This window comes from Paenibacillus nitricinens (assembly GCF_052056485.1).
In the GTDB taxonomy this organism is placed as follows: domain Bacteria; phylum Bacillota; class Bacilli; order Paenibacillales; family Paenibacillaceae; genus Paenibacillus_AQ; species Paenibacillus_AQ nitricinens.
The window spans coordinates 490,056-513,923 of sequence record NZ_CP183948.1 but is presented as its reverse complement, the minus strand read 5'-3'; the positions used below and the strand labels follow the sequence as shown (position 1 = coordinate 513,923).

22 protein-coding genes are annotated in these 23,868 nt (G+C 46.0%); 5 read left to right on the top strand and 17 right to left on the bottom strand.

The window, feature by feature from the left end:
• Positions 1-5: 5 nt before the first annotated feature.
• The 9 genes from ACN6KS_RS02290 to ACN6KS_RS02250 all read right to left on the bottom strand — a co-directional run bounded on the left by ACN6KS_RS02290 (position 6) and on the right by ACN6KS_RS02250 (position 14,023).
• Complete coding sequence (locus ACN6KS_RS02290; protein WP_440961236.1) at positions 6-1,568, bottom strand: response regulator; 1,563 nt, start codon at positions 1,566-1,568, stop codon at positions 6-8.
• Positions 1,565-3,475 (bottom strand): cache domain-containing sensor histidine kinase, encoded by a 1,911-nt coding sequence (locus tag ACN6KS_RS02285; RefSeq protein ID WP_440961235.1) that lies wholly within the window; start codon positions 3,473-3,475, stop codon positions 1,565-1,567. Before ACN6KS_RS02285 ends, ACN6KS_RS02290 begins: the two co-directional genes overlap by 4 nt.
• 119 nt (positions 3,476-3,594) lie before the next feature.
• Positions 3,595-5,295 carry an extracellular solute-binding protein gene (locus tag ACN6KS_RS02280; RefSeq protein ID WP_094874189.1) on the bottom strand — a complete coding sequence of 567 codons (1,701 nt, stop codon included), beginning with the start codon at positions 5,293-5,295 and terminating at the stop codon, positions 3,595-3,597.
• Positions 5,296-5,404: 109 nt separating this feature from the next.
• Positions 5,405-6,295 (bottom strand): carbohydrate ABC transporter permease, encoded by an 891-nt coding sequence (locus ACN6KS_RS02275; RefSeq protein ID WP_094874190.1) that lies wholly within the window; start codon positions 6,293-6,295, stop codon positions 5,405-5,407.
• Between the two features lie 18 nt (positions 6,296-6,313).
• Positions 6,314-7,264 (bottom strand): ABC transporter permease, encoded by a 951-nt coding sequence (locus ACN6KS_RS02270; protein ID WP_256990030.1) that lies wholly within the window; start codon positions 7,262-7,264, stop codon positions 6,314-6,316.
• A gap of 305 nt (positions 7,265-7,569) precedes the next feature.
• Positions 7,570-10,797: a cellobiose phosphorylase gene (locus tag ACN6KS_RS02265; RefSeq protein ID WP_440961234.1), complete on the bottom strand. Its 3,228-nt coding sequence runs from the start codon at positions 10,795-10,797 to the stop codon at positions 7,570-7,572.
• 28 nt (positions 10,798-10,825) lie between these two features.
• Positions 10,826-12,163, bottom strand: coding sequence for a glycoside hydrolase family 30 protein (locus ACN6KS_RS02260; protein ID WP_094874193.1), 1,338 nt, complete (start codon positions 12,161-12,163; stop codon positions 10,826-10,828).
• Positions 12,164-12,468: 305 nt separating this feature from the next.
• Positions 12,469-13,488: a LacI family DNA-binding transcriptional regulator gene (locus tag ACN6KS_RS02255; protein WP_280787177.1), complete on the bottom strand. Its 1,020-nt coding sequence runs from the start codon at positions 13,486-13,488 to the stop codon at positions 12,469-12,471.
• Between the two features lie 52 nt (positions 13,489-13,540).
• Positions 13,541-14,023, bottom strand: a complete 483-nt coding sequence (locus tag ACN6KS_RS02250) for a hypothetical protein (RefSeq protein WP_094874195.1) — start codon at positions 14,021-14,023, stop codon at positions 13,541-13,543.
• Positions 14,024-14,385: 362 nt separating this feature from the next.
• On the opposite strand from ACN6KS_RS02250, the gene ACN6KS_RS02245 reads away from it, so the two are divergent.
• Complete coding sequence (locus ACN6KS_RS02245) at positions 14,386-15,111, top strand: HNH endonuclease (protein WP_440961233.1); 726 nt, start codon at positions 14,386-14,388, stop codon at positions 15,109-15,111.
• A gap of 104 nt (positions 15,112-15,215) precedes the next feature.
• On the opposite strand, the gene ACN6KS_RS02240 is transcribed toward ACN6KS_RS02245, so the two are convergent.
• Positions 15,216-15,413, bottom strand: coding sequence for a YwbE family protein (locus ACN6KS_RS02240; protein ID WP_042184438.1), 198 nt, complete (start codon positions 15,411-15,413; stop codon positions 15,216-15,218).
• Positions 15,414-15,474: 61 nt separating this feature from the next.
• Between ACN6KS_RS02240 and ACN6KS_RS02235 the strand changes: the two genes are divergently transcribed.
• Positions 15,475-15,777 carry a hypothetical protein gene (locus ACN6KS_RS02235; RefSeq protein WP_094878233.1) on the top strand — a complete coding sequence of 101 codons (303 nt, stop codon included), beginning with the start codon at positions 15,475-15,477 and terminating at the stop codon, positions 15,775-15,777.
• A 28-nt stretch (positions 15,778-15,805) separates the two neighbouring features.
• Here the strand turns inward: ACN6KS_RS02235 and sdaAA are convergent, their stop codons facing one another.
• From sdaAA to ACN6KS_RS02220, 3 genes are all read right to left on the bottom strand, one after another.
• Positions 15,806-16,684 (bottom strand): L-serine ammonia-lyase, iron-sulfur-dependent, subunit alpha, encoded by an 879-nt coding sequence (gene sdaAA / locus ACN6KS_RS02230; protein ID WP_440961232.1) that lies wholly within the window; start codon positions 16,682-16,684, stop codon positions 15,806-15,808.
• Positions 16,681-17,391, bottom strand: coding sequence for an L-serine ammonia-lyase, iron-sulfur-dependent subunit beta (sdaAB, locus tag ACN6KS_RS02225; protein ID WP_076285196.1), 711 nt, complete (start codon positions 17,389-17,391; stop codon positions 16,681-16,683). The genes sdaAA and sdaAB overlap by 4 nt, the downstream gene beginning before the upstream one ends.
• Before the next feature lie 264 nt (positions 17,392-17,655).
• Positions 17,656-18,237 carry a DUF4269 domain-containing protein gene (locus ACN6KS_RS02220; RefSeq protein ID WP_440961231.1) on the bottom strand — a complete coding sequence of 194 codons (582 nt, stop codon included), beginning with the start codon at positions 18,235-18,237 and terminating at the stop codon, positions 17,656-17,658.
• 129 nt (positions 18,238-18,366) lie between these two features.
• Between ACN6KS_RS02220 and ACN6KS_RS02215 the strand changes: the two genes are divergently transcribed.
• Complete coding sequence (locus tag ACN6KS_RS02215) at positions 18,367-19,266, top strand: SDR family oxidoreductase (protein WP_440961230.1); 900 nt, start codon at positions 18,367-18,369, stop codon at positions 19,264-19,266.
• Positions 19,267-19,298: 32 nt separating this feature from the next.
• On the top strand, positions 19,299-19,754 hold the full coding sequence (locus ACN6KS_RS02210) for a hypothetical protein (protein WP_094874201.1): 456 nt from the start codon (positions 19,299-19,301) through the stop codon (positions 19,752-19,754).
• Between the two features lie 7 nt (positions 19,755-19,761).
• Here the strand turns inward: ACN6KS_RS02210 and ACN6KS_RS02205 are convergent, their stop codons facing one another.
• The 3 genes from ACN6KS_RS02205 to ACN6KS_RS02195 form a co-directional block, all read right to left on the bottom strand.
• Positions 19,762-21,402, bottom strand: a complete 1,641-nt coding sequence (locus ACN6KS_RS02205; protein ID WP_094874202.1) for an NAD(P)H-hydrate dehydratase — start codon at positions 21,400-21,402, stop codon at positions 19,762-19,764.
• Positions 21,403-21,448: 46 nt separating this feature from the next.
• Positions 21,449-22,081: an NAD(P)-dependent oxidoreductase gene (locus ACN6KS_RS02200; RefSeq protein WP_094878238.1), complete on the bottom strand. Its 633-nt coding sequence runs from the start codon at positions 22,079-22,081 to the stop codon at positions 21,449-21,451.
• 217 nt (positions 22,082-22,298) lie between these two features.
• The gene (locus tag ACN6KS_RS02195) at positions 22,299-22,712 is read right to left on the bottom strand and encodes a GNAT family N-acetyltransferase (protein WP_094878239.1); all 414 of its coding nucleotides are present in this window, start codon (positions 22,710-22,712) and stop codon (positions 22,299-22,301) included.
• 256 nt (positions 22,713-22,968) lie between these two features.
• Between ACN6KS_RS02195 and ACN6KS_RS02190 the strand changes: the two genes are divergently transcribed.
• A complete protein-coding gene (locus ACN6KS_RS02190) occupies positions 22,969-23,277 on the top strand; it encodes a hypothetical protein (RefSeq protein WP_094874205.1) in 309 nt (102 codons plus the stop codon).
• A gap of 330 nt (positions 23,278-23,607) precedes the next feature.
• On the opposite strand, the gene ACN6KS_RS02185 is transcribed toward ACN6KS_RS02190, so the two are convergent.
• The gene (locus tag ACN6KS_RS02185; RefSeq protein ID WP_042184406.1) at positions 23,608-23,832 is read right to left on the bottom strand and encodes a YezD family protein; all 225 of its coding nucleotides are present in this window, start codon (positions 23,830-23,832) and stop codon (positions 23,608-23,610) included.
• Positions 23,833-23,868: the final 36 nt, after the last annotated feature.

Below are 23,868 nucleotides of genomic sequence, written 5' to 3'. Positions count from 1 at the left end.
GCCTTTTACGAAAAATCTTCAGACAGCATTTTGGCTCTATAATCCCCTGGAGAGATTCCTTCCAACTCTTTGAATACACGGGCAAATTGCTTGCTGTTCTCAAAACCTACTTTTTCCGAAACTTCCGCAAGCTTCCCACAATCTTTCGCTAACAGCTCTTTAGCATGACGGATGCGCACCTTTTTTAAATAAATGACAAAATTCTCCCCAGTATATGCTTTGAAGGCTTCGCTAAAATAAGAATAATTCAAAGAAACATGGTTACTAACCATAGCCATATTTAGTGGACGAGCATAATTCGTCTCAATATAATTTAGCGCTTCCTCCATGTCAGCATGCTCCGTATGAGCAGAGCGCACCCCTAGAATATAATCACTCACACTCAGGAGCAAATTCTCCAGCGCACGATAATAATCATGGAAATGACGATAATTGTACATATTGCCTACTGTACGATACAGTTTCAGCACCTCTACCGAGGCTTCGCCATGCACCCGAAATACTTCATCCAGCACCAATTCATTGATATTCTGTCCCACCGACTCCAAATAAGACAGGTCAAGCGCCTTCAAATGCTCGGTCTGAAAAATCTCAGCCAGAAGATGCTTCATTTCCTTCTCGCGTTCTGTTCCAAGCATATTGAGCAGCTTACGAATTCCCTCCTTCGGTAAGGGAGAATTAGACCGTTCTTGACTCACATCCGCATAATTCAATAAGTTCACTTGCGGATATACAAAAGTATACTGTAAAGCCCGGGACGCTTCCTTATAACAGGAACGAAGATCTGCGAGACTTCTTCCTTCGCTGCTTATTCCAATCGACAATCCCATTATTTCTTTAGCTTCTGCTTGTCTGGACAGCTCTATAAAATCCTGTTTTCTGGTTCCGAGTAATACTAATTTACCGTCCCAGTCCGTTGTGATTTCCGAAAAACACTTTTCAAGTGGTCCTATCAATCGTTCAACCAGCCCCTGAACATCCCCCGGCTTCATTCTTGATCCGTCATTACAATAGTAATTCAACACACCTACTGTAAAAGGAACCTCCAAGTCATCTAGACTCTCCTGCTGCTCTGGCTCCAACTGAACTTCCTGCTGCATAAACAGCCCCCGTAAACGGCTAGAGCGCAGCTCTCGGCGAAAATGTTCTGCTTCCTGCTCCTGCTGCCTTGCGCTGAGATTCTGCTCCTCCTGCTCCTTATCTATACACTTCAAAATTTCGAATAATTCATCTCTACGAATCGGTTTAAGTAAATAATCCTTCACGCGATATCGGATCGCGCTTTTGGCATATTCAAAATCGTCATACCCGCTTAAAATTACCACTGCTGGACTTTTCTCACCCCTTGTCGCCGAAGACAACTGCTTCAACAGCGTAATTCCATCCATTATTGGCATACGTATATCTGTAATAATAATATCTGCACCATCAGTCTTATAGATATCCAACCCCTCTGCACCGTTACTCGCCATCGTGATGGTATAAATGGACGGAAATTCTCTTTCTATCATAGTCTTGAGACCGAAACGAATATTTTTCTCATCATCAATGATCAGTAGTTTCTTCATAGTTGTTTTTCTCCCGTCAAAAGAACTTTCGGCAAGGCTAAACGTACCATCGTCCAGCTTCCTGCTTCACTCTGTACTACAAGCCCATATTCATCGCCATAAAAGATTTGCAGACGCTGATGTACATTTCTCAGACCAATGCCACCTGTTCGGCGGTCAGTCGCTGTCTGTTCAGCAGTGCTCTCACGGCGTTCATCTTTCGCATAAATCGCCTCGTTTAAAGCATGTAGACGCTCTGGTGTTAGTCCTATGCCATTATCACGAAGCTCTATGAAAATATCACCTTCCGTTTCCGAAATAGTAATTTGAACGATCGGGTCCTGCATATTATCTTTCTCATCGCACCAAGCATGCTTAACACTGTTCTCCACAATTGGCTGCAGTGACATTTTAAGCACCTCCAGCTCTAAATATCGGGGTTCAATATGAAGCATCAGCTTAACCGGATACTCAAAACGAATATTCATTACTTCAATGTAATTCTCAATATGACGAATTTCGTCTCGCAGCTTGACATACTCTCCGGACCATTTGAAATTATAACGCATCATCCCCCCTAGTGAGGTTAATGCATCTGAGATCGTTCGTTGGTTTTCAATTTCAGCCAGCATTTTAATATTTTCCAGCGTATTATATAAAAAATGTGCGTCAATCTGGTTATGCAGCGTACGTAACTCAGCCTCTTTTGACAATGCCTGCTTGCTTACTGCTTGAGCTACCAATGTATTGATCGTGTTCATCAGTTTAGAGAAATGATGGGCAAGCTCACCAACTTCCCCTCCACCCCGTATCATAATTCCAGTGTACGCTTCACCTCTACGCACTCTTTTCATTGTTTCAGTCAATCTACGTAGATTTTTTAGAATAAAGGCATTTGTCACATAAGCAATCAGCGTTAGCAAGGTAATAAACCCGACATTGGCACCAATGATTAAGTTGCGCGTTCGGGAGATATCCTTCATAACCCCCTCCATGGACACTACATTTAACAAATAAGCATCAATATGTTCAAGCGGAGTGTTAATCAACAAAAACGATTGACCATTCTCCGAGTACTCGCTATCCCATTCCCCAGTTTCCCGAAAATGCTTATACCGTTCTGCAATCATATCAGCCATCTTCAGATTATTCTGTAAAAAAGAATGATCCGGTCTGGTGAAAAGCTGCAGTTCACTATCCACAAGGAACATTTGGGTCTGATTATCCCGGACATCTGTATACGTCTTAGGTGTAAAACGACTCAGCATCATATCCACCTGCACCATGCCTATATGATTGTCTGCCGGACGACTCTTTTCACGCAGCAATGAGACCTTGGGCAGACTTTCCGTCGGTGCTCCCAAGTATCTCTGCATTAGATCCGGATCACTTTTCTGAAAAGACCAGTATTCCTGCCCCTTCATTTGAAGCGCTTTCTGAAACCATAGATTGGAAGAAACTCTCTCTTCACGAAAGATAATCGGCCAAATTTCATGCACTTTATTGCTTTTCGAATACAGCCGCAAATGCTCGATATTCGGATTATTAAATTGAATACGAGTCATATTCACATAGGCATTTGTATTGAAATTAATCAAATCTACTAGCTGCGGTTCGGTTTCATTCGCAAGGAAATCTTCTACATCGGTATCAGAATAAGCCATCTGTGCCGCACGTTCCATTGCCTCAATTTGATTATAGATATGTAACTTTTCCATTTGCAGCAAATAATCATTCTTCTCGATGGCATCTCTAAGATAGGTATTATTGATAGACTCATAGAAGTAGACGGATACCAGCAAGCACGGGCCTAAAATAATAAAAACATAGGCTGCAATTAAACGACTCTGGAGAGATCTTCTTCCCCACCAATAACTAAAAGAATTCCATAATTCTCTAGCTCGTTCACGTCTGTTCACTCTATACACTTCTGTACTGTCCACCTCGCTAAAATAGTGAATGCTTAACCTATTTAATATCTATACCATATTATAGATTGAAAATAACCCAATCGCCCGCAATAGCGGGCGATTGGGTCGTTTTTATTTTATTTATTTGCGAGTTTTAACTTATTCTCTTCATATTTTGTTTGTTGGAAGGCTTGCACTTTAGCCAGACCCAGATCCTCTTGCTTCTTGATGTAACCAGTCCAGATGGTATCAAATTCAGCATCGGATGAAGCCATCAAAAGCTTCGGTAGCGTTTTGCTGCGCAAATCTTTAATTTTAGATAAGATGACGCCCTCCGGGGAGCTTGCCAACGGATCGATTTGATCAAACTCGGAGATACTTTTTGTTTTTCCGCGAGTCCAGTCTTCCAGCTGTTTGAAAGGCTCTACAGCTGTAGGTGTCCATTGAGCTGTAATATTGGTATTCATCAGCATCCAGAACGTAAAGGAAGAACCATATTGCTTGTCGAATGCCGAACGGTCTTTATTCATTAGATCAAAGACTTCTGGTTTAAATTGGTCTTTGCCGTCAATCGTATCATAGCTGACGCCTTTTTCACCAAGATAGAGGTCTTTATTACCTTCTTCGCTGTTCAGGTAACTAAGAAATTTAATAGCACGTTCTTTATCTTTAACATCTTTGGAGATCAGCGTTACTGTCCAGCCGGAAATAGCAGGGCCGTTTAGAGTAGGTGCATCCAGGTTGGTATTAGCCGGTCCGTCAACAGCGATATAAATTTTGTTCGGGTCTTGCTGATACAGCGTTCCCAGTTGGGCTGCAAAGTCAGTGCGTTGGTACAGCATCGCGAAGTAACGGCCTTGAGCGATTTTTTCTTCCATTTGAGGACGTTTATCAATAAAGATATCTTTAGCAAGCAAGCCGTCTTGGTTGGCTTGACGCAAAGTTTTCATCCAACGGATATATTCAGGGTCAGTCTCACGATTATACAGCTTTCCGTCTTTTTCTCTTGGAATAGCTAAGAAATTCTGAATGTATTGTTCCAGAGAATCGTTACCGGTTGCGGTAAATTCATGCAGACCGAGCGGAATCATCGGTTGACCATCGATTTCAGGGAATTTCTCTTTAGCTGCCTTCAGCGCTGCCACGAATCCTTCCGGTGTGCGCATATCAGGACTGCCAATCGCTTCATAAATGTCTTTGCGGACTACGAAGGTTTGGTTGGATACATAAGTGTCGCCATATTTCTCGTAATCTTTAGGTGAGGAAGAAGCATTCGGATAACCATATACATTGCCGTCGGCTTGTGTGTACCATCCCAGTTTGTCAGGGTCAGATACTTTGAAGAAATAAGGATCATATTCTTCGGCCAGTTTGTTCAGAGGAAGCACGAGATTACCTTCAATCATTTTCTTAACAGCATCTTCATACCAGCCCAGTGTAATGAAGTCCGGCAGTTTACCGGAAGCAATCAGTGTGTTCAGCTTTTCATTTTCGTTACCGGCTGGAACGATAAAGTTAATGTCAACACCGGTTTTCTTAGTGATATATTGGGAAGTAGGATCTACACCCCATTTATTAGGGAACCAGGCAAAGTTCAGGTACCAGTCAAACGTAATAGGTGATGTATCAGATTTCCAACCCGGCTCATCAGCGGATAGTGCTGTAGCTTCTGGGGCTGTTGTAGCTGTTGCCTCTGCTGTGTTACCTTCAGTTTTGTTTGCGGCATTACCTTTATTTGCGGTGTTGCCATTGTTGCCGGAACAGCCCGCTACGGACAGAACCATGATTGCTGCCATTAGCAGCAGCATTATTTTCTTTGGCTTTCTTTTCATGTCCATGCTTGTTTACCCCTTTTCTGAGATTGATTAATCATATAATTTATAACTCCAAGACTGCGGGAGCAGTCCGGAGGAGTTACCACTAGTTCGGGTGAAGTGCGACTGGCACTTAGCCCTTGATGGAGCCAATCATCATCCCTTTCACGAAATAACGTTGCAGGAACGGGTAAGCAAAGATAATTGGAAGTGTTGTAACAACCATCGTAGCCAGCTTGATGGACTGCGAGGTCACGGTCCTGGTCACGGCGCTTCCCTGTACGGCAGTCATCATCAGATTGGAACTGGACTGGGCAACAACCCGGTACAAGAAAGTTTGAATCGGTTGCATGTTTTCATTGTTCATATAAATCATTCCGGTAAAATAATCATTCCATTGGTAAACGCCATGGAACAGCGCAATGGTAGCCAGTACAGGTAAGGAGACCGGCAGGACAACCCGCAGGAAGATGGACCAGTCATTCGCTCCATCAATACGCGCCGCTTCCTCCAGACCATCAGGAATATCCCGGAAGAAGGTCATGAAGATGATTAGATCGAAGAAGCTGAACATAACCGGAATAATATAAACCAGAAAATTTTCCAGTAGATGAAGATCTCTGATGAGTAGGTACGTCGGAATAAGTCCGCCTGCAAAGATCATGGTTATCGTGCCTAACAGGATGTATAATTTGCCCCCTACCAGATCCTTGCGGGAAAACGCATATGCTACCATCGCCGTAAAGAACACATGCAGACCTACACCGAGAAGTGTTTTAGCTACGGTAAGCCACATCGCCCTCATAATTCCCGGGCTAGCGAATACGGCACTAAAGTTCTCCAATGAAAATTTGCGCGGAAACCAGTAAATCCCGCCCAGCATAGCATCTTTTCCGTCATTAAAAGCATTAATCAGCACGTACCAGATCGGATACAGCGTAACGAAGCAAATACAAAGCATTCCAATATTGTTGACTATATCAAAGACAACTTCGCCCTTTGTTCTGCGATTCAGTGTAATCATGTACAGGTCCTCCTTGGCCTAAAACAACGAGGTGTCGTTGAGTTTTTTGGATACTTGGTTGGCAATTAGCAGCAGAATGAGCGAGATAACCGATTTGAACATCCCAATTGCGGTTGAATACGAGAAGCGGGCCGAGAGCAGACCGGTATAGTAAACATAATAGTCAATCACATTGCTCGCGCTGTCATTCAGCGAATTGCGCAGTACCAGAATCTGGTCAAAATTGGAGTTCAGTACACCGCTGACCGCCAGAATAAACAAGATGCTGATCGTGCCTTTGATGGTCGGTACGGTAACATACCACATTTTCTGGAATCTTCCGGCACCGTCGATAGTGGCCGCTTCATACATTTCTGGAGATATGCTGGTAATGGCAGCCAGATAGATGATCGCTGACCAGCCCAGCTCCTTCCATAAATCCGAGGTAATAATAATGGTCCAGAAATATTTCGGTTCAGCCAGGAACGAAATCGGCTGATCAATCAAATGCAGCGCCATCAGAATATTGTTAATGATGCCCACATCTGCCAGCCAAGTGGCGAGAATCCCGCCAAGAACGACCCAGGACAGGAAGTGGGGCAGATACGATATCGTCTGAATACTCTTCTTAAAGCGAACGGATCGGATTTCGTTCAGAAAGAGGGCGAATATGATCGGAAGCGGAAAGATCAATAGTTTGATTAAGCTAATGCCCAGCGTATTCTTCATTACATACATAAAATTATCGTCTGCCAGGAACTCTTTGAAGTTCGCGAGACCGACCCAAGGGGCTTCCGAGATGGGCTTGACGATGTTGTACTCCTTGAAGGCAATAATAATGCCATACATCGGAATGTAGTTAAAAATAATCATCCATACTACACCGAGCAGTGCCATTGTCTGCAAATGTCGTTGAGTAATGAACTTCTTCCAAATCGGGGTGCGGTTTACTTTACCGGTTTCGAAATTGCCAGGAATAAGCGGCTTCATCGCTGGACTTAATTCCACGCCTTTTTTGTTCTCCATCCTTTGGACCTCCAGGCTATATATCTTTTTCTATTTCTAAAGCGCTTACAATATCTATATACTTATTGTATTTGCTTTTGCCTGTCTCCGTAAGGTATTGAATTTCGGATTATAGGTTCCATTTTTCGGGTTCAAGCTAAAACGCTTTCGGAATCCTTTAAAGACGGTAAGCGTTTATGCAAGAAAAATAAGGATAATGTATCATGTGAAGCTTCTACTTTCCTGTATATGGAAAAAGATAAGGAGGGCCTAAGCCCTCCCCTTTAGTGTTATGCTAATATTGCTTGAATTTGTTTAATTTCTCCACGCCGCAAAGCCTCTGCCTCTTCACCACGAACGAATGCTCCAGAAATTCCGGTCACTGTTCCATCGTAGTAGACGAGCGTCATGCTCTGAATAACAACCTTCTTCTCACCGAATGTATTCTCACGTTCTGGGTTCGAATAAGTGACTTCCGTTCCACCTAGGAACATGAAGGAAAGTTTGCCGTGTTCATCAAATAGCCAGCCAGGTAGAACCGGATCCAAAGATAATGTAAGCTGTCCATCTTCTACTCTGAAAACATGGCTTCCGGCCATCATCGTTCTCCACATACTCAGAAATTCAGCGGTCGACCCACTTAATCTTGCAACGAACCCTCTACCGTGATTGTTCGGATCAGGATTACCTCCGGTAGCGATAAAGGATGAATTTTCAAGCGTGCTGCGTCCATAGACAGCCGGGTCCAGGAACGGAACCAGCGAGGTCTTCAGTTCTCCGTAGAACTCCTCATAAAGCCCGCCCTTCAACAGCTCAAGCAAATATTTGTAGGACATATGCAGGAAGTTAGACTCCCGCTCCAGCCAGCCTGGCGTAAAGGCTCTCATTCGTCCGATCTCATGAGACTCTCCCTCTAGACTAACCGATGTTTGATACATAGACGTAGTCGGATCATATAGCTCTGTTCGCTTAATCAAATTGTATATTTCTTTCGCCTGCACCGGATCTTTCAGCGTCTTCAACCAGCGAGTAGGTCCCTCAAGGAAATATGGCAAGGCATAGACCTCAAACTCCTCGACCACAGCTTTTGGCAGGCCATATCCGCTGATTACCGGTTGCCCCTCAGCATCTGTTACCTGCTGGAATTTCTTCGCCTCAAAACGGAAGTAGGTTGGGGTAAGTCCATTACCAAGTTCTACTGCCTTGTTGATCCCCTCGTCGATTTTGACCAAGAACTTGGAGAGAACCTCACGAATGTATTCTAAGTTTACTTCAGACTCAGTCCCAGTAATACCGAAACGGATACGTGCTCTATAGGCCTCACGCGCCGAAGCTACAGTGTCCCAATAATTGAATTGTTCCAATTCTCCCGACAGAACCGCCGTGACCGCATGATATACCTCTTCAAGCAACTGTGCAATTTCTTCTGGGAGGTCTACAGCTCCTTGGACGCTCTCTTTGCTGTTCAGAGTCTCTAACAAAAAGACTACGGTACGTTTCAGCTCAAAAGTCTCACTCATTCCGGAGCCGAACAATCCTGGCAGCCCATTCATAGCATCGTTCCAGCCCGGCTTATTGCCTTCCATTTCTACACCCATACCATAAGGGTCAAGTGTAGTAAATTTATTCAAGGCAAGAGACAGCATCTTCACGAACAAATTGGTGTGGTAAATGGCGCCGTGACCGCCTTCAGTACGCAGCCAATGGGTATCTCCAGCTTTCCATTTCAGCTTGTGCAGCTTCTCCTCATCCTCAAGGAGTGCGCCATATTGCCGGGCTTTTCCGTCACTGATTACATATTTTTCACTGCGTGGCAGCACATACGCTGGGCTGTCATAGAACGCATAAGTGTTATCCCCAAATAGAAGCTCCTGCTTTTTGTCAGGGAAGATATCCAAATAACCTACTACCAGATCCATATTATATGTCCAGTGATCCGACCAGAAGCCTTCGCCAAAAGCAGCCTCAATGTTTTGCTGTGACAAAGCTAGTAAGCCCGACAAAAACTCTTGCTCACTTACCTTCAAGGTAACATTATGATCCGCAATATAGTTCACTAAGCTACCCGGTGTAAATCGACTGCTGCACAGCTTTACAAGCTCCGCTTGATGATCTGCTACAGCTTCTCCAATCCAATCCGCAGCTTGCGCCTTACGGTCCGGTTTCACTTCAAAGGTTGTTCCTTGTACGCTCAGTGGGTTGTAGCCATCCGCCTGAATCAAGCTATAGAACATTTTGATGTTGAAGCTGCCCACCTTCGGATTGAAGAACACATCGTTCCGCCGATTCTGATTCATATCGCGGAAATTACCATTTCCCTGTGAATAATATTCAGGAGCCAATGAGAAGAAGTTATAGTCACGTTCCAAGTCGCCATGCTTACGCGAGTATAAATGAACTACAAAGCCATCCCCACCATTGTCGAAGACAAAAGGATAGCCTCCACGCAGGAAGTTATCAAGATAGGATTGACGGCAATACGCATCAAACACAGCCGATGAAGTGTGCGTAGCAATGTCTTCTGTTAATTCCTCCGTCAGACCTGCGGCCTCTTGAGATTTAGACAGGATATATTCATCGCGGCATAGCTGCTCCGCCTTCTTATTGATTTTGTCGATGTCATTTACATGTCCAACCAGTGTATTCAGGATCAGACTGCTATCTGGTGCTAAACGTCTTGCCACTCCGCTAAAACCGCATGGAACCTTGTTGACCGGGTATTGCGGAAGCTCGCCCAGTTCGGCAAGAGTTAATCCCGCAAAACGGTCTGGGTACGTAAGCGAGGTATTGCCACCAAAGACTAGCTCGAAATCGACGATTGGCGAGACTTTTTCTCCTTCTCCAGTGAACGACAGGTAGAAATGGCCCTTGGTAATTTCGCTAACCTGTGCATCATCATTGGTGCTGGAACGCAGCTTATAGAACGGAATGCCATTCTCTAAGTTGTATACGTCCATCCAGCTGCGCAGCAGATTTCCTATTTCCTTGTATCCGCTGTTCTCTACGCCGTAAGGCAAGATTTCAGGCAAACCATCCATCAGCTCCAGCTCGATCTCTTTACCGCCAATGTTCTCAATCTCTACCCGACGTACCAATGCTGCATAATCGTCATTAGGCAAATTAAAATAGTGTACGGTCGTCTTAAGACCATGTCCGGCATGGCTTTCTTCAATGGTAAGTCCATTAGGCAAAATGGTCATGAGGCGCTTTGCAGCAGGATCTGGACGTGCAGATTGAAACGGTTCATAAATCTCTTGCTCGCCTTTAATTTTGATAAAGGTTCTGAAACCGGTCGTGCCTACGTTCTTATAAGAGATATTTGCAGGAGAGAATTCCATGATCGGCGAATTCTTATCGCGTACCCCGAAGCTGCAAATGGCCTGACCCCGATTCACATAAAAAGTCCACATCGGAATTCCCTTCAGTCCGGCAAGACCCGGTAAGAAACTGGAGAAAGGCTTTCCTTCATCAAATTGCTCCATTACAAATGTACCTGATTCGAAATAATAGTTGCTCATACTTATGTCCTCCTAAGTAGTAGATTATTTATGAAATCAAATGCGTTACGATGGAATGAGGCGATAGCTCACAGCTTGCAATTTCTTCGCCTAGACCTAGCGTTACATTGTGTACTTCTTCACTTTCATTCATCAGTACGACAGCAATACTACTGTCAGGATTACGGAATGCTGTGGTTAAGATACCTTTCGCTTCAGATGTAAATCCGATCCGTACCGCACCGGGCGCAATGAATTTACTGAAATGCCCAATGTAATAATAGGAGCTGTTATAATGCACTTCATCCGCTGTCGTATCTGCAATAATCGGTGCATCGCAGAGATTGCCTACATGGTTAGGACCTCCAGTCTCATCCAGTACCAGGTTCCAATCCAGATATCCTTCTGTCCACGCATTGAAATCTCCAATCATGTTTCTGCCGTAACGTTCGCCAGTAAACCATTCCCCCAGCTTAACGCCGCCCTCTTGGCAGCCCTCTGTGAACAACAGATGCTTGTCAGGAAATAAATCATGTACCTTTTCTACTTTGTCGAACTCCTCACCTCCGTACCAGTGAATACCTGTACCCCATACATACTTTGCAGCGTCAGGATCAGATAATACTGCCGAAGCACGCTCGACCATAATATCGCGGTTATGATCCCAAATTACAATGTTCACATCGGAATGGCCGGTTTGATGCATCACCGGTCCAAGATGATTTTTAACAAAATCCCGTTCCTCTTCCGCACTATAAATACATGAATCCCAGACCTGAACGGCAGCCGGCTCATTTTGCACGGAAACTGCCCAAATCGGTACTCCCTCTTTTCCATAAGCTTCAATGAATTTCGTATAGTAACGTGCCCAAACTTCTGCGAATTCCGGCTTCAGTGATCCACCGTTATTCATTTCTCCATTGGTTTTCATCCATGCCGGAGGACTCCAAGGAGAAGCCAGCATCGTGAATGCACCGCCTCTTACTTCCATGGCGTCTTTTATCAGCGGAAGTACCCACTTATGATCATGTGAGATATCAAAAGTAGCTAGCTCTGTGTCATAATCCGCAACATACGTATAATTTCCGAGGGCAAAATCACAGCTGTGAATATGAACACGGCCCATGCTATAGCCTAACCCCTCTACAGGATGGAAGTACCGATGAATAACCTCTGCCCGTTTCTCGGAGCTCAAGCGTGACAACGTATAAGCTGCAGCTTCTGTGAAAGCGCCGCCAAATCCAATCATCTTTTGAAACTCCTGCTCTGGCTTAATCTCCACATCGGCAGACCCAGATCCTACTCTTGCGCTAAAAACAATTGCATCTTTTGGAGTTAAGCGTTCCCCTGTATCTTTTGCAGTTACCACAGTTTGAACTTTTGCCATTTCATCCATCTCCTCTGAATTGTTTTCTTACCAAAGCACTAGTCTTTACTGGATCATCTTCCGATGTTATAGATTCGGAGCAATGAGCCATTTAATCGAAATAATCGAAACCGGTTTCGATTATTTCGAAAAAAAATGATCTTCCAAATCAATTGAAAGAGCATTTTATAAACAATGGTTCTATTATAGCTCCATCTCACTAAATAAGATGTGCCAAATACCACTATTTCATCTCATATGAACAATTCAAAGCTATACTGTCTTTTACTTTAGCAGGACTCTTTTCAGTTCGTCAAGTTATCGGACTAATATCCGTTAGTCGGAGGTGCACAGGATTCCCGTTCAACCACTTCCACCGGAACTAAAATCGCTTCCTTATCTAACACTTTACCCTCAATTGTAGTTAAAAGAATGTCTGCTGCTCGGCTTCCAAGAAGTTCCGTGTCCTGACGCACCGTTGTCAACGCAGGTGAAACATACTCGGCAAGATCGATGTCATCGTAACCCATAACTGAAATATCCATCGGTACGGAAAGTCCACTATCTTTAGCGGCCATAATAGCCCCTAAGGCTAGTAAGTCACCCGAAGCAAAGACGGCGGTTGGACGTTCAGGGAGCTTAAGAAGCTCCAGCATCGCGTTATAGCCACTTTCCCGAGAATAAAAGGCTCCGTTTACTACATAGGACTTAGGCACTTTAAACCCTCGTTGCTTCATGGCGGTCTTGTATCCCAGCTCCCGCATTTTCCCTGGAAACGTGTTCATACCTCCGGATATATGGGCAATCTTGCGATGCCCCAAGCAGGCTAGATACTCCACTGCCAGCTGGGCTCCAGATGTATTATCTGAGCATACCGTATGCGTCTCAGAAGTCTCAAAATCCATAATAACGGTAGGAATATCACTCTCAAGCAGTTCACGGAAATACGGATCTTCATAATCGGACAAGAAGACAACAACGCCGTCTACGCCACGAATTCTGCAATTCTCTAAATAACCGCTTTGCTTACCGCCAACATCCTTGGAGATAAACATGAGGGCATAACCCTTTTCAACAGCAACCTTCTTAAAGCTCTCGATCACAGCGCTGAAAAAAGGATGGCGAATACCAAATCCCGTATTCTCTACGAATAGCACACCGATGGTCCACGATTTCTTAGTGGTCAGTGTACGGGCATGTGAATTCGGTAAATATCCCATTTCTTGGGCAACCCGGAATATTTCCTGACGAGTTTTCTCACGTACATCGGAATAATTATTAAACGCCTTAGAAACCGTTGTTGGAGAGTAACCGGTTCTTTTGGCAATATCGTATATCGTTGTCAAATCGGCTCGCTCCTTGCCCTGACAAATGAAATGCCTTTTGTTCACTGCAATTTTAACGTCTTTCCGTACCGCCGTCCAGCGAAAAGTAGCTTTGTACAGAGGGGAGTAGTGTAACGGCCTGAATCAACAGCCCTAGACTCATATAGATCAGATGTATAATTGCAACACTATTCAGCATGTACGTCTGCACCGTTATCCAAATGATTTGCCCAAATCCGATATACAGAGACAAAGCCCAGAAGCTATATAATTTCTTGAACGGATTTAATCGTTCCACCAAGTGCCACTGAGGTCTCTTGACCAGACCATAAACAACGAAGATGGGTAGTAGACCAAATACGATAAATAGCAGAATACCCGGGAATAAAAAATCAGAGAATGGCGATCTTTCCAGCATAGAAGTCGGCATTTTCATTAGATCCCCGCTTGGATCTATTACAAGAGCACCGCCCCCTCCTAACGCTCCAACCCCCAAAAAAATAAGAAGAATATAAAGCCATGTTACTGTACCCGGCCTTCCCTTCGTTAATTCCATTTTACTTCCCCATTTCCAAATAAGAATTAGAGCAACCCTATCTAGATAACGAATCTGCCCTTCTTTCTATTTTACAAGTTTTCCCTGTTTGTCACCGAGATGCATATCACAAATTTGGCTGTGTTTACGGTTTTTTTACGTACGATGTGAACAGCAGCGCTTTACGTTATACTAAGTTTAGAAGCTTACATTTCACCTAACGGAACTCATAAATAAACATCATTGAATCCAAAGCATAAACAACTTCTACGTCCTTATAAGCGAGAAAGCCAAGACATAAAGTATGGTGTGGAACTTATAGTTTATATTTCAAAAACAAGGAGACAGGACATGCGTACACATGCGCTGCACCTAACATACCTATGAACGATACCGACCTTCTATCTACCAAGCAGTGTGCTTATTGCCACAAGCTAAAGCCGCTCACAGAATTTCGCAGACGTACAGGCAAACGTTCCAAGGGGCAGTCACGCCGTGGTGCCTGCCGTGAATGTCGCAAGCAACGGGAAACACTAAATATAAAACTCACAGCAAACCCCTTACTGGTGAAGCTTGATACGATCCAAACCCATCAGCACACTCTATTGGAGCGTCCCAAAGAGGGAAAGCCGTCTTCCGCTGCTGCTTCTTCAGGACAATCTAATCCGAACCGACGCGTACGAGGTTTGGAGCAGCGAAGAAAAAGGCCGCATGCTCAAGGCACAAAGCTAAATCCCGAAGATCCAACCCAATTGATTCCTTCTGCCAAAGGGATGATTCTAATGCGCGGTCATAGCGACAAGGGACGGCGCTGGCATCAGGAGATCGATCTAGCGCTTGCAATTACCCTCGTCAGGGAACATGCCGCTATCGTTGTAAACCGTCGAACGATTCGACGATTGTATAGTAATAAGGATTTTCGCGCTTATATACTAGCCAGAGACAATTCCACCTGCTACTTCTGCGGCGCTTATGGGGACACCATTGATCATTTACTACCTCGTGCTAAAGGCGGCCATACAACCCCAGATAATTGTGTCTGTGCTTGCACGTTATGTAATCAGACTAAAGCTGATAAATCTGTTGAGGATTTTATGGGCCGAATATAACAACTCAAATCAAAAAGCCCTAATCTCGGAGGTTGTTCTGTTTCCGTGAACAGAACAGCCTCCGAGGTTAGGGTCGCTTTTTAATGTGGAGAAGTGTAGTTTATTTAGTTGCCTGTAATATTCTTAACTCGTCCTACCTGTCCGCTAGTCAATCTGACCTTAATGCCGTGCGGATGCCGAGGCGAGTTCGTGAGAATATCTTTCACCGTACCGTGTGTTAGCTTGCCTGTAGGCTGATCCTGCTTAAGTACAATATCCACTTCAAGCCCAGGACGAATATCCGCTCTTACTTGTCCGTTCATGAAATAATCCCCTTTCATGGGTTATAATGTTGTCAACAACAATAGATAAGGATGAGACATTATGGCCTTCGGCATCAACAGAGAAGAATTAACCCGTTGGAAAAAAGCGGTCTCCGCAGGAGAGATCGCCTTCTTGACTCATTATTGGCTGGATCCTCGTTTTCCTGGCATCACTACCGTCACCAAGGTGGGCTGTAGTGATCTTACCACTCTGAAACATTGGTGCGAGAAGAATGGGCTGCCTGCCCAATATATTCATAATCGTTCATCGTTTCCCCACTTCGACCTCATTGGACCAAGGCAGGCAGAAATCCTTCGGCAAGAAGGTTTATGGGATCAGCTGGAACGTTTCAAAATGCTCTAAATACAAATTGTGATTTGAGACGTATTAATTACTTCTTTCTTCGTAAATCCTGCATGATTTTACGGCCGGTAGGGGTCTGTGCTAAACCGCCTCCTGCAGTCTCGCGGTGTTTCTCTGGCATAGCTGAGCCTACCTCGAGCATGACCTTGATAACTTCATCGGAAGGAATCACACTACGAACACCAGCCAGTGCCATATCTGCGGCGGCAAGTGCGGTAACTGCACCGAATCCGTTTCTAACAATACAAGGAATCTCTACAAGTCCGCCAACCGGATCACAAATCAAGCCTAAAGTGTTCTTAAGGGCTAGCCCGACAGCATGCACTGCTTGTGCAGGCGTTCCGCCGCGTAGCTCGGTTAACGCGCCTGCTGCCATCCCAATGGCAGAACCTACCTCAGCTTGACAGCCGCCTTCCGCACCCGATACAAAGGAATTATTGGCGATGACATAACCGATAGCCCCGGCTGCGAACAATCCGGATACCATGTAGTCATCATCCCAGCCAAACCGTTCCTGACAGCTGAGAAATACACCCGGAATAATCCCGCATGAACCAGCAGTAGGCGTCGCAATGATCCGGCCCATAGAAGCATTCACTTCGGATACAGCCAGCGCGTAAGCCATAGCTTGACCTGCAGGTCCACCTAGGCATGGCTCATCAGCCGCGTTATATGCGCCTACACGCTGGGCATCCATACCTGTAAGGCCGCTGCGCGAAGTTGTATCCTCATTCATTCCGCGGTGAACAGCCTCTTTCATCACGCCATAATATTCACGCATTGTGGAAAATTCATGATCACTGGAACGTCCAGATTCCGCGCTTTGCTCTTCGAGCATAAGTGCTCCAATCGTGAGACCACGTTCCTCACACAATACAGCCAGCTCGCTAAGTGTTTGAAAATTCATGTTAAACTTTCCTTCCCCTTCTCATCTTGCTTACCTTCGTTTAAGTTGACCAGCTTCACGGACTTCACAGCAGTGAGCGCTTTAAGCGCTTCAATAAGCTCCGGTGTAGCCGCTTCATCCAGCTCCAGCACCGTTAAGGCTGCACCACTACGATTCTTACGATCCAGAGACATATGCCCTATATTAAACTGTCCGTTACGCATTACTTCCGTAACACTTGCCAGAACACCTAAATAATCCATATGATTAATCAGAACTGTCGGATAGATCCCCGTAAGCTTCACCCCAAAACCGTCGATATCAACAATTTCGATGTTTCCTCCACCAATAGATGTCCCTGTTAGCGTCAGTTCGCTTCCTGTTTCTTGTCCGATGAGATGCAGCTTAACCGTGTTCGGATGTGGGAACAGACCTGTTCCTTGCTTAAAAGAAACCTCCATCCCTGCTTCGACCGCCAGTTCTAGGGAATCTGGAAGCCGGTGATCGTCGGTAGTGAAATCAAGTAACCCTCCAACAATCGCCCGATCTGTGCCATGTCCCTGATAAGTTGCTGCAAAAGAACCAAAAAACGTTACTTCAGCCACACGCGGCACTTCACCCAACACCTGCCTTGCAGCCCTCCCGATCCGTGCCGCCCCAGCGGTATGTGAGCTTGAAGGACCGACCATTGCCGGACCAATAATTGAAAATACATCCTTAAAACGCATAAAAGACCTCCTGCCTGCAAGAATAGGCAATTATCGTACTCCTATATAGTATACTGCACTAGCAGTCGGAGTTCACCGTGACATTTGCTGTGATAAATATATATCTTATATTGCGTATTCAGAGGGAGGGGAGTATTTTCTATTTTGTCCTGAGTATCACAAGATATCCTGAGAATACAGCATAATTCCACCTATATACTACCTCAGTATGCTACCACAGCTGATAAGCAGCTTCATAATTATCCGCAACCATTTTCCTATAAATCATACTTGTTCCCTCGCTTGAACAGCATGGCATAAAGCATGAAGTGTGCTCCGAGGAAGCTTTTCCAGCTCCAACAGCGCTTCGTAAGGATCGTCCTCTAATCCCATAGCTTTCGCAAAGGCAGGCTCTGTCTTCCATCCGCTTGATTTTAAAAGAATGATCCGTTCGCGAAAATCATCATCCATCTGAGCTAAAATTTCAGCTTCAACGATCATATGCAAATAACCATTCTGGAGCTCCGTTCGCCTCGGCTGTCCAAACAGTTCGATAGGCCAGCCCTTTACCATAAAGTTAATTTTCGTTCGAGGAATGCCTTGAACCACTCGTGATTCGCTAACAAACCCCTGCATGGCTCCAAAATATCGAACAACTAGCGCTTTAAACTTCATAGGATCATAAACCTCACAAATGATATCCAAATCGCTGCCCTCCACTTGAATTCCAAGCGGTATTGTCCCAACCAACAAAGGGTTATAGTCTGTTAGCAAATTCATAATATCCAGCTCTAAAAGAAGGTTATAGACCTCTTTCTGAACCGCGGTTCCATGAATCAAATAATCAACATTTCGCCAATCATTCATTCTGGACAAGCGCCTCCTCCGACTCGGGTTTATAAACGCATATGTATGTATTGATGACAGCGCACGCTTTTCTGGGCGCATGCATAGAAATATACGGAAGATAGAATGCAAGGAGGGTATTTCAAAAAAATGAATCCCATCTACCCCTATTATGGGGAGCGGACAGTATGTAAAGAGCAGCCTATTGCTTTTCCTCCACAGCATCAAGATCGTCAGCCGGGCCTGGAAAGTCTGATGAATCCTCGTCCCATCAGTGAAAACCCTGAAATTATCGGCAGTGGAAAACTGAAGGGAAAGGTTGCACTCATCACCGGAGGCGACAGCGGAATTGGGAAAGCGGCAGCCATTGCTTTTGCCAAAGAAGGTGCAGACATTGCTATAGCTTATTTATACGAAGCCTCAGATGCAGAAGTCACTCAAAAGCGGATCGAAGAATTAGGGCAACGCTGTTTAAGGATTGAAGTTGATTTACGCCATAAGGAGAATTGCTTCAGGGCTGTGGAGTATACGATCCGCACCTTCGGCAAGCTGGACATTCTGGTCAATAATCACGGGGTCCAATATCCCCAGAAAAGTATTTTGGATATTACAGAAGAGCAATTGTACCAGACGTTTCAGACGAATATCTTCCCATTCTTTTATCTCACACAAGCCGCACTTCCACATTTTAAAAAAGGTGCATCCATCATTAATACCGCTTCCATTACTGCCTATCAAGGAAATAAAGAGCTCATAGATTATTCCTCCACCAAAGGGGCGGTGGTCTCTTTTACCCGCTCTTTAGCCTTGTCTCTCGTAGACGCTGGCATCCGCGTCAACAGTGTAGCTCCCGGTCCGGTATGGACCCCACTGATTCCCTCAAGCTACTCTGCAGAGGAAGTTAGTATCTTTGGTACAGATACACCTTTTAAACGTGCTGCACAGCCTTATGAGCTAGCAGGAGCATATCTCTTTTTAGCGGGCCCTGATTCTTCATATGTTACCGGGACATGTATACATGTCAACGGTGGAGATATGGTCACCAGCTGATACACAATACACCACGAGAGGAATGTATACCTATGAATAAGATGCCCGATTATGATATTCCTTCTGTCCGTTTAACAAGTGGCATGTATGCCTTAACAAAATTAGCCTGCGCAGGGCTAACATACGTCCTTATCTCCTTACTTATGCTTGGGTTTCCACAACATAACGGCATACCTGAGGGTTGGCCTCTTTCGATCCCCTATGCGATTTACGCTTATGGACTGCCAGCCGCACTGGTAGCCGATGTTCTGCTGCGCCTCCTGCGTTCCACATCCCACATCGTTTCCCTTGTTGTATACGTAGCCGCAGGTTTCGGTGCAGGTCTATGGCTGGCAGCAGAACAAGGTGCAGAGCTACTGCTATGGGGCCTGGCTGGAATTTTGGGACTGTTGCTGCTACGAGTGACGCAACTGGGTGTAGAGCGTTCCCCTCTGTTACTGCCAGTGTTTGCACTTTTTCTACCGCTGCTCTGCTTACTGCTGTTATAAGCTGCACTCAGAGTGCTTCTATGATATCACCGGCAATGATACCCGCTGGATTATTCCGCTGACGGGCGGCTCTCTCCCCGGCTAATCCGTGTAGATATACACCAAAAGCTGCTGCCTGCGCCTCATTCAATCCCTGAGCCAGCAGGCTGGAAATGATGCCCGTTAGCACATCACCGGCTCCACCAGTGCCCATGCCGGGATGGCCTGTGGTGTTTACATATGCTTGTCCTTCAGGCGTTGCTATTACCGTATGGGCTCCTTTTAATACAAGCGTAACCCCATGCTCTTTCGCATATCCCATAGCCAGACTGATGCGGTCCCGTTGCACCTGAGCTATTGTTATACTAGCAAGACGGGCCATCTCGCCTGGATGAGGCGTCAGAATCACCGGATGGCGTCTACTTGCCCAGCTCTTGTAATCAGCGTCAGCTAATATATTTAAAGCATCCGCATCGATCACCAGAGGACAATCCGTCCCTTCCCAGAGATTGCGAAGCCATTCTGTATCCGCCTCGAATCGACCAAGACCGGGACCAATGGCTAGAACATCTCGCTCTTTACTTAGCTTCAGTAGCTCTGAAACGCTCCCTGCTTGCCAGCTTCCATCTTCATTACCCTCAACATCGGCTAGCATGAGTTCAGGGGCAGAACCGATGATACAGGGCAAGAGCTTCTGCGGAAGCGCCCATGTCACTAATCCGCAGCCTGCCCGGAGCGCAGCACGGGCAGAGAGCAGGCCGGCACCGCTCATTCTTAAGGTGCCGGCAACAAGAAGGACATGCCCATAAGTCCCCTTATGGCCTTCAGGCGAACGCCGGCGGGCCAGATCTACGCCCAGATGGGCATGCAGCACTTCCGGTGTCAGCAGGTGAACCTGCACACCGCTTTCAGGGGCCAACGCAGTAGGAATACCGATGGCCCGGACCTTCACCTGCCCCGCAGCGCTAGCGCCGGGGTACTGCAGGAGGCCTCGCTTGAGAAACGCGAGGCAAACCGTCACCGACGCATGAATGCAAGGCTCATGCGTCTCACCCGTGTCCGCGTTCAGACCACTCGGGATGTCCGCGGACACGATCACTTTGCCGCTGCTGTTCGCTGCGGCAATCAGCTCGGCATAGGCGCCGCGCGGGGCTCCCGCGGCGCCGGTGCCGAGCAGCGCATCCAAGATGCCGCTGCACTCGGCAAGGTCCAGCCGATCCCTGCCGTACACCACGGCAGGGAGACCCATGGCTGCAGCCGCATCGCGCTGCAGGGCGGCCTCGCCGGAGAGCGACTCCGGCGGCACCGCATAAACGAGCGTGACGGCGATGCCAGTCTCGCGAAGATACCGTGCGGCGGCGAGGCCATCGCCGCCGTTGTTGCCTTTGCCGACGAGGATGAACCATCGCTCGGCGGCGGCATTGTCCAGGGTCAGCGCATGATCTGCGCTGACCTGAAATGCCGCGCCAGCCAGCGCGGCATCCTTCCCGGCGTCTTCCCATCCGGCTGCATTTCTGCAGCCCTCTCCACCTCTCCGCCGGCACAGTGCAACGATCTCCTCTGCGATCACTCTTCCCGCATTCTCCATCAGCGCAATAGCTGGAATCCCCAGCCGCTGAATTGTTTCTCCGTCCAGCCGCCGCATTTGCTCAGCAGTTACCAGATACATGGTTCGGCCCCTTTCCGCTACACTTCAATCCACATCTAGCTTAATATCAATACGCTACAGTAAATCTCGTCCGGCTAAAATTCCCTTCCTCCAGCTCGTCCACCATAGCAACAGCAAAATCCTCTACACTGATTATACTTTCGCCATTCTCATCAAAAACGAGACGGTCGAGTCCAATGCGGAATTGGCCTGTACGTCGACCTGAATGAACTACCGCAGCAGGACTGGCATACGTATAATCCAGTTCTGTATTTTTGTAAATTTCATAGGCTTCCGCATGGGCTTCTGCCAATGGTCTAATCTCAGCTGGGAAGTCTGCCGTATCCATCAATAGCTCTCCAGTTTCAGTCTTCAAACTACCTGCACCACCCACAACCAGCAGTCGATTTAGCCCAGCTTCTTGCATTCCCTCTACAATTGCCTTAGCAGCTGTTATCAGATTCTTCTCTTGGCCGAGTACTGGACCGTATGCACTGATTACCTCTTCATGTCCACGGACCGCAGCCGCAACTGAAGCAGGATTTAGAACATCTACAGTTGTGATATGCAGACGTTCATGTTCAAGGGTTATTGATTCTGGATTCCGTACCGCAGCTGTTACCTCATGTTTTCTTTTTAAAGCCTCCTGTACAATCGCCTTTCCAATCGTTCCTGATGCACCCAATACTACAACATCCATCTGTTTTTTCCTCACTTTTTCCGGGTAAGGCCAGCGTACGACCTTCCTATTTTTTATATTTTTTAATACTCGTCTCTGTAGCTTTCCCTTACAACCTTTAATCATTATTAATCCCATGAGGTCTACTTGAAATCATAATCCCCACAAGTTAACTTCCAAACGAAAAACCCCTTAACCAATACAAGGGGCACTCTCTACTAAGTAGCATGTACTCGCATTAACGACGCAAAAACATTCCCTGAGAACGTGGCATGACCGGTTCAAAGCCATATTGTGCATATAATTTAGAAGCTTCCCCATCTGCAATCAGACTTACATAGGAATTGCCCGGTACAGTATAAAGGAACTCCCTGATTTCCCCCATGATCAATTTCCCTAAACCGCGCCCCTGATATGAAGGCTTCACTGCGATATCCGTGACCTGAAAAAAGCATCCCCCATCGCCGATCACCCTTCCCATCCCGATTAAGGTACTCTCCTCGTACAAGGTTACCGCAAAAATAGAACGAGGCAGCCCTATTGCAGCCCCTTCGGAGCTCATTGCACTCAGTCCAGCCTCTTTTCTCAGCGCTAAATACTGTTCCACTGAAGGACATTCATGACGTATATCCAGCTTTCCTGTTGTCCCCATACCGTTCACCTCCTAGCTTTATACGATAAACCAAGCTTAACACCGTTCAGCATTGCTGTACCAACTATATACGACTCTATGGTACACAGGCAAGACTCGCCGGCTTCGTTGGGTTGAACTGATCTGTTAACCATTAAGTAAAAATAAAGCAAACAGACACATCCAACAAAGTGGTAAGTATTATATTCTTGAATCCTATTACTCACTGTGTGGAATAGTATTTATAACAATACTCTAAAAGGGATGGTGAAGCATAATGTCTCCTGTAGCCAAGCTGTTCAAATGGGGAACATGCCTGTATGAAGCCTTTCTGGCTCTGCCGTTGATCGGTGGACTCTTTATCATCGCTAATGGTTGGGTCCCACTTGCCATTGCCTTTTTGCTACACGCAGTAGCTATCGTTATATTGCAAAGAGAGCGGAGACCCATCGTCGGAAACGTTCTAGGTATCATCACCTCGATTTTAGCGTTCATCCCTATCCTAGGCTGGATTATGCACGGCGTCACTGCGCTCGTACTGCTGATGGAGGGTGTGTCCGCCTCACGCCAAGCCCCTCGTTATTAAAAAACTGCCTGTATCGTCGGTCGCTTGCTTGGTGAAAAGAGAACAGAGCAGCGTTTCTCCATGTTCGGAAGAATCGCGCTCTGTCTTCTCCACTGCTGCTATTCATTAAAAAGAGCTACCTATTTGGTGTTTTTCAAGCCAATAGCGATTATAGGTTCGTTAGCATGCCAAATGTGCAAAAAACTGCGTTTAGAGTCTTCTGAGTCCGAGCGGTGTTTTGTATCAAAAAACAGAGGAGTTGCCCCAGCAGGGATTTCAAGGCTGCTGAGGCAACTCCATAATTTTTATCCAGAAAGATAATTGATCCCTTTATGATTGCCCGAGATTGCATCAACGTCCTGCCGATTGGGAATCGGCCCGCCGGGTTCCACTCTCATTAATGTAACGCCCATTTGCGTTGCCATTGCCATTCTCAAAACGTTTGCGTTCCGTACGCTCCATCTGAACAATCTGACCTTCATGCACCACGATGTGCAAGGAGCCAAATTCCATATCATCCAGAAGCCCTGCAATCCGCGTAAGCCATAAATCATCCACTTTCAGCGGTTTAGCCATTCCCTAGCCTCCCTTTCCCCATCCAAAGGATTATAT

What these genes read in the sequence shown, in the direction of transcription:
- ACN6KS_RS02290 (WP_440961236.1), bottom strand. Translation starts at nt 1,568, where the DNA reads ATGAAGAAACTACTGATCATTGATGATGAGAAAAATATTCGTTTCGGT.
- ACN6KS_RS02280 (WP_094874189.1), bottom strand. Translation starts at nt 5,295, where the DNA reads ATGGACATGAAAAGAAAGCCAAAGAAAATAATGCTGCTGCTAATGGCA.
- ACN6KS_RS02275 (WP_094874190.1), bottom strand. Translation starts at nt 6,295, where the DNA reads ATGATTACACTGAATCGCAGAACAAAGGGCGAAGTTGTCTTTGATATA.
- ACN6KS_RS02270 (WP_256990030.1), bottom strand. Translation starts at nt 7,264, where the DNA reads ATGAAGCCGCTTATTCCTGGCAATTTCGAAACCGGTAAAGTAAACCGC.
- ACN6KS_RS02265 (WP_440961234.1), bottom strand. Translation starts at nt 10,797, where the DNA reads ATGAGCAACTATTATTTCGAATCAGGTACATTTGTAATGGAGCAATTT.
- ACN6KS_RS02260 (WP_094874193.1), bottom strand. Translation starts at nt 12,163, where the DNA reads ATGGCAAAAGTTCAAACTGTGGTAACTGCAAAAGATACAGGGGAACGC.
- ACN6KS_RS02250 (WP_094874195.1), bottom strand. Translation starts at nt 14,023, where the DNA reads ATGGAATTAACGAAGGGAAGGCCGGGTACAGTAACATGGCTTTATATT.
- ACN6KS_RS02245 (WP_440961233.1), top strand. Translation starts at nt 14,386, where the DNA reads ATGAACGATACCGACCTTCTATCTACCAAGCAGTGTGCTTATTGCCAC.
- ACN6KS_RS02240 (WP_042184438.1), bottom strand. Translation starts at nt 15,413, where the DNA reads ATGAACGGACAAGTAAGAGCGGATATTCGTCCTGGGCTTGAAGTGGAT.
- ACN6KS_RS02235 (WP_094878233.1), top strand. Translation starts at nt 15,475, where the DNA reads ATGGCCTTCGGCATCAACAGAGAAGAATTAACCCGTTGGAAAAAAGCG.
- sdaAA (WP_440961232.1), bottom strand. Translation starts at nt 16,684, where the DNA reads ATGAATTTTCAAACACTTAGCGAGCTGGCTGTATTGTGTGAGGAACGT.
- sdaAB (WP_076285196.1), bottom strand. Translation starts at nt 17,391, where the DNA reads ATGCGTTTTAAGGATGTATTTTCAATTATTGGTCCGGCAATGGTCGGT.
- ACN6KS_RS02220 (WP_440961231.1), bottom strand. Translation starts at nt 18,237, where the DNA reads ATGAATGATTGGCGAAATGTTGATTATTTGATTCATGGAACCGCGGTT.
- ACN6KS_RS02215 (WP_440961230.1), top strand. Translation starts at nt 18,367, where the DNA reads ATGAATCCCATCTACCCCTATTATGGGGAGCGGACAGTATGTAAAGAG.
- ACN6KS_RS02210 (WP_094874201.1), top strand. Translation starts at nt 19,299, where the DNA reads ATGAATAAGATGCCCGATTATGATATTCCTTCTGTCCGTTTAACAAGT.
- ACN6KS_RS02205 (WP_094874202.1), bottom strand. Translation starts at nt 21,402, where the DNA reads ATGTATCTGGTAACTGCTGAGCAAATGCGGCGGCTGGACGGAGAAACA.
- ACN6KS_RS02200 (WP_094878238.1), bottom strand. Translation starts at nt 22,081, where the DNA reads ATGGATGTTGTAGTATTGGGTGCATCAGGAACGATTGGAAAGGCGATT.
- ACN6KS_RS02195 (WP_094878239.1), bottom strand. Translation starts at nt 22,712, where the DNA reads ATGGGGACAACAGGAAAGCTGGATATACGTCATGAATGTCCTTCAGTG.
- ACN6KS_RS02190 (WP_094874205.1), top strand. Translation starts at nt 22,969, where the DNA reads ATGTCTCCTGTAGCCAAGCTGTTCAAATGGGGAACATGCCTGTATGAA.
- ACN6KS_RS02185 (WP_042184406.1), bottom strand. Translation starts at nt 23,832, where the DNA reads ATGGCTAAACCGCTGAAAGTGGATGATTTATGGCTTACGCGGATTGCA.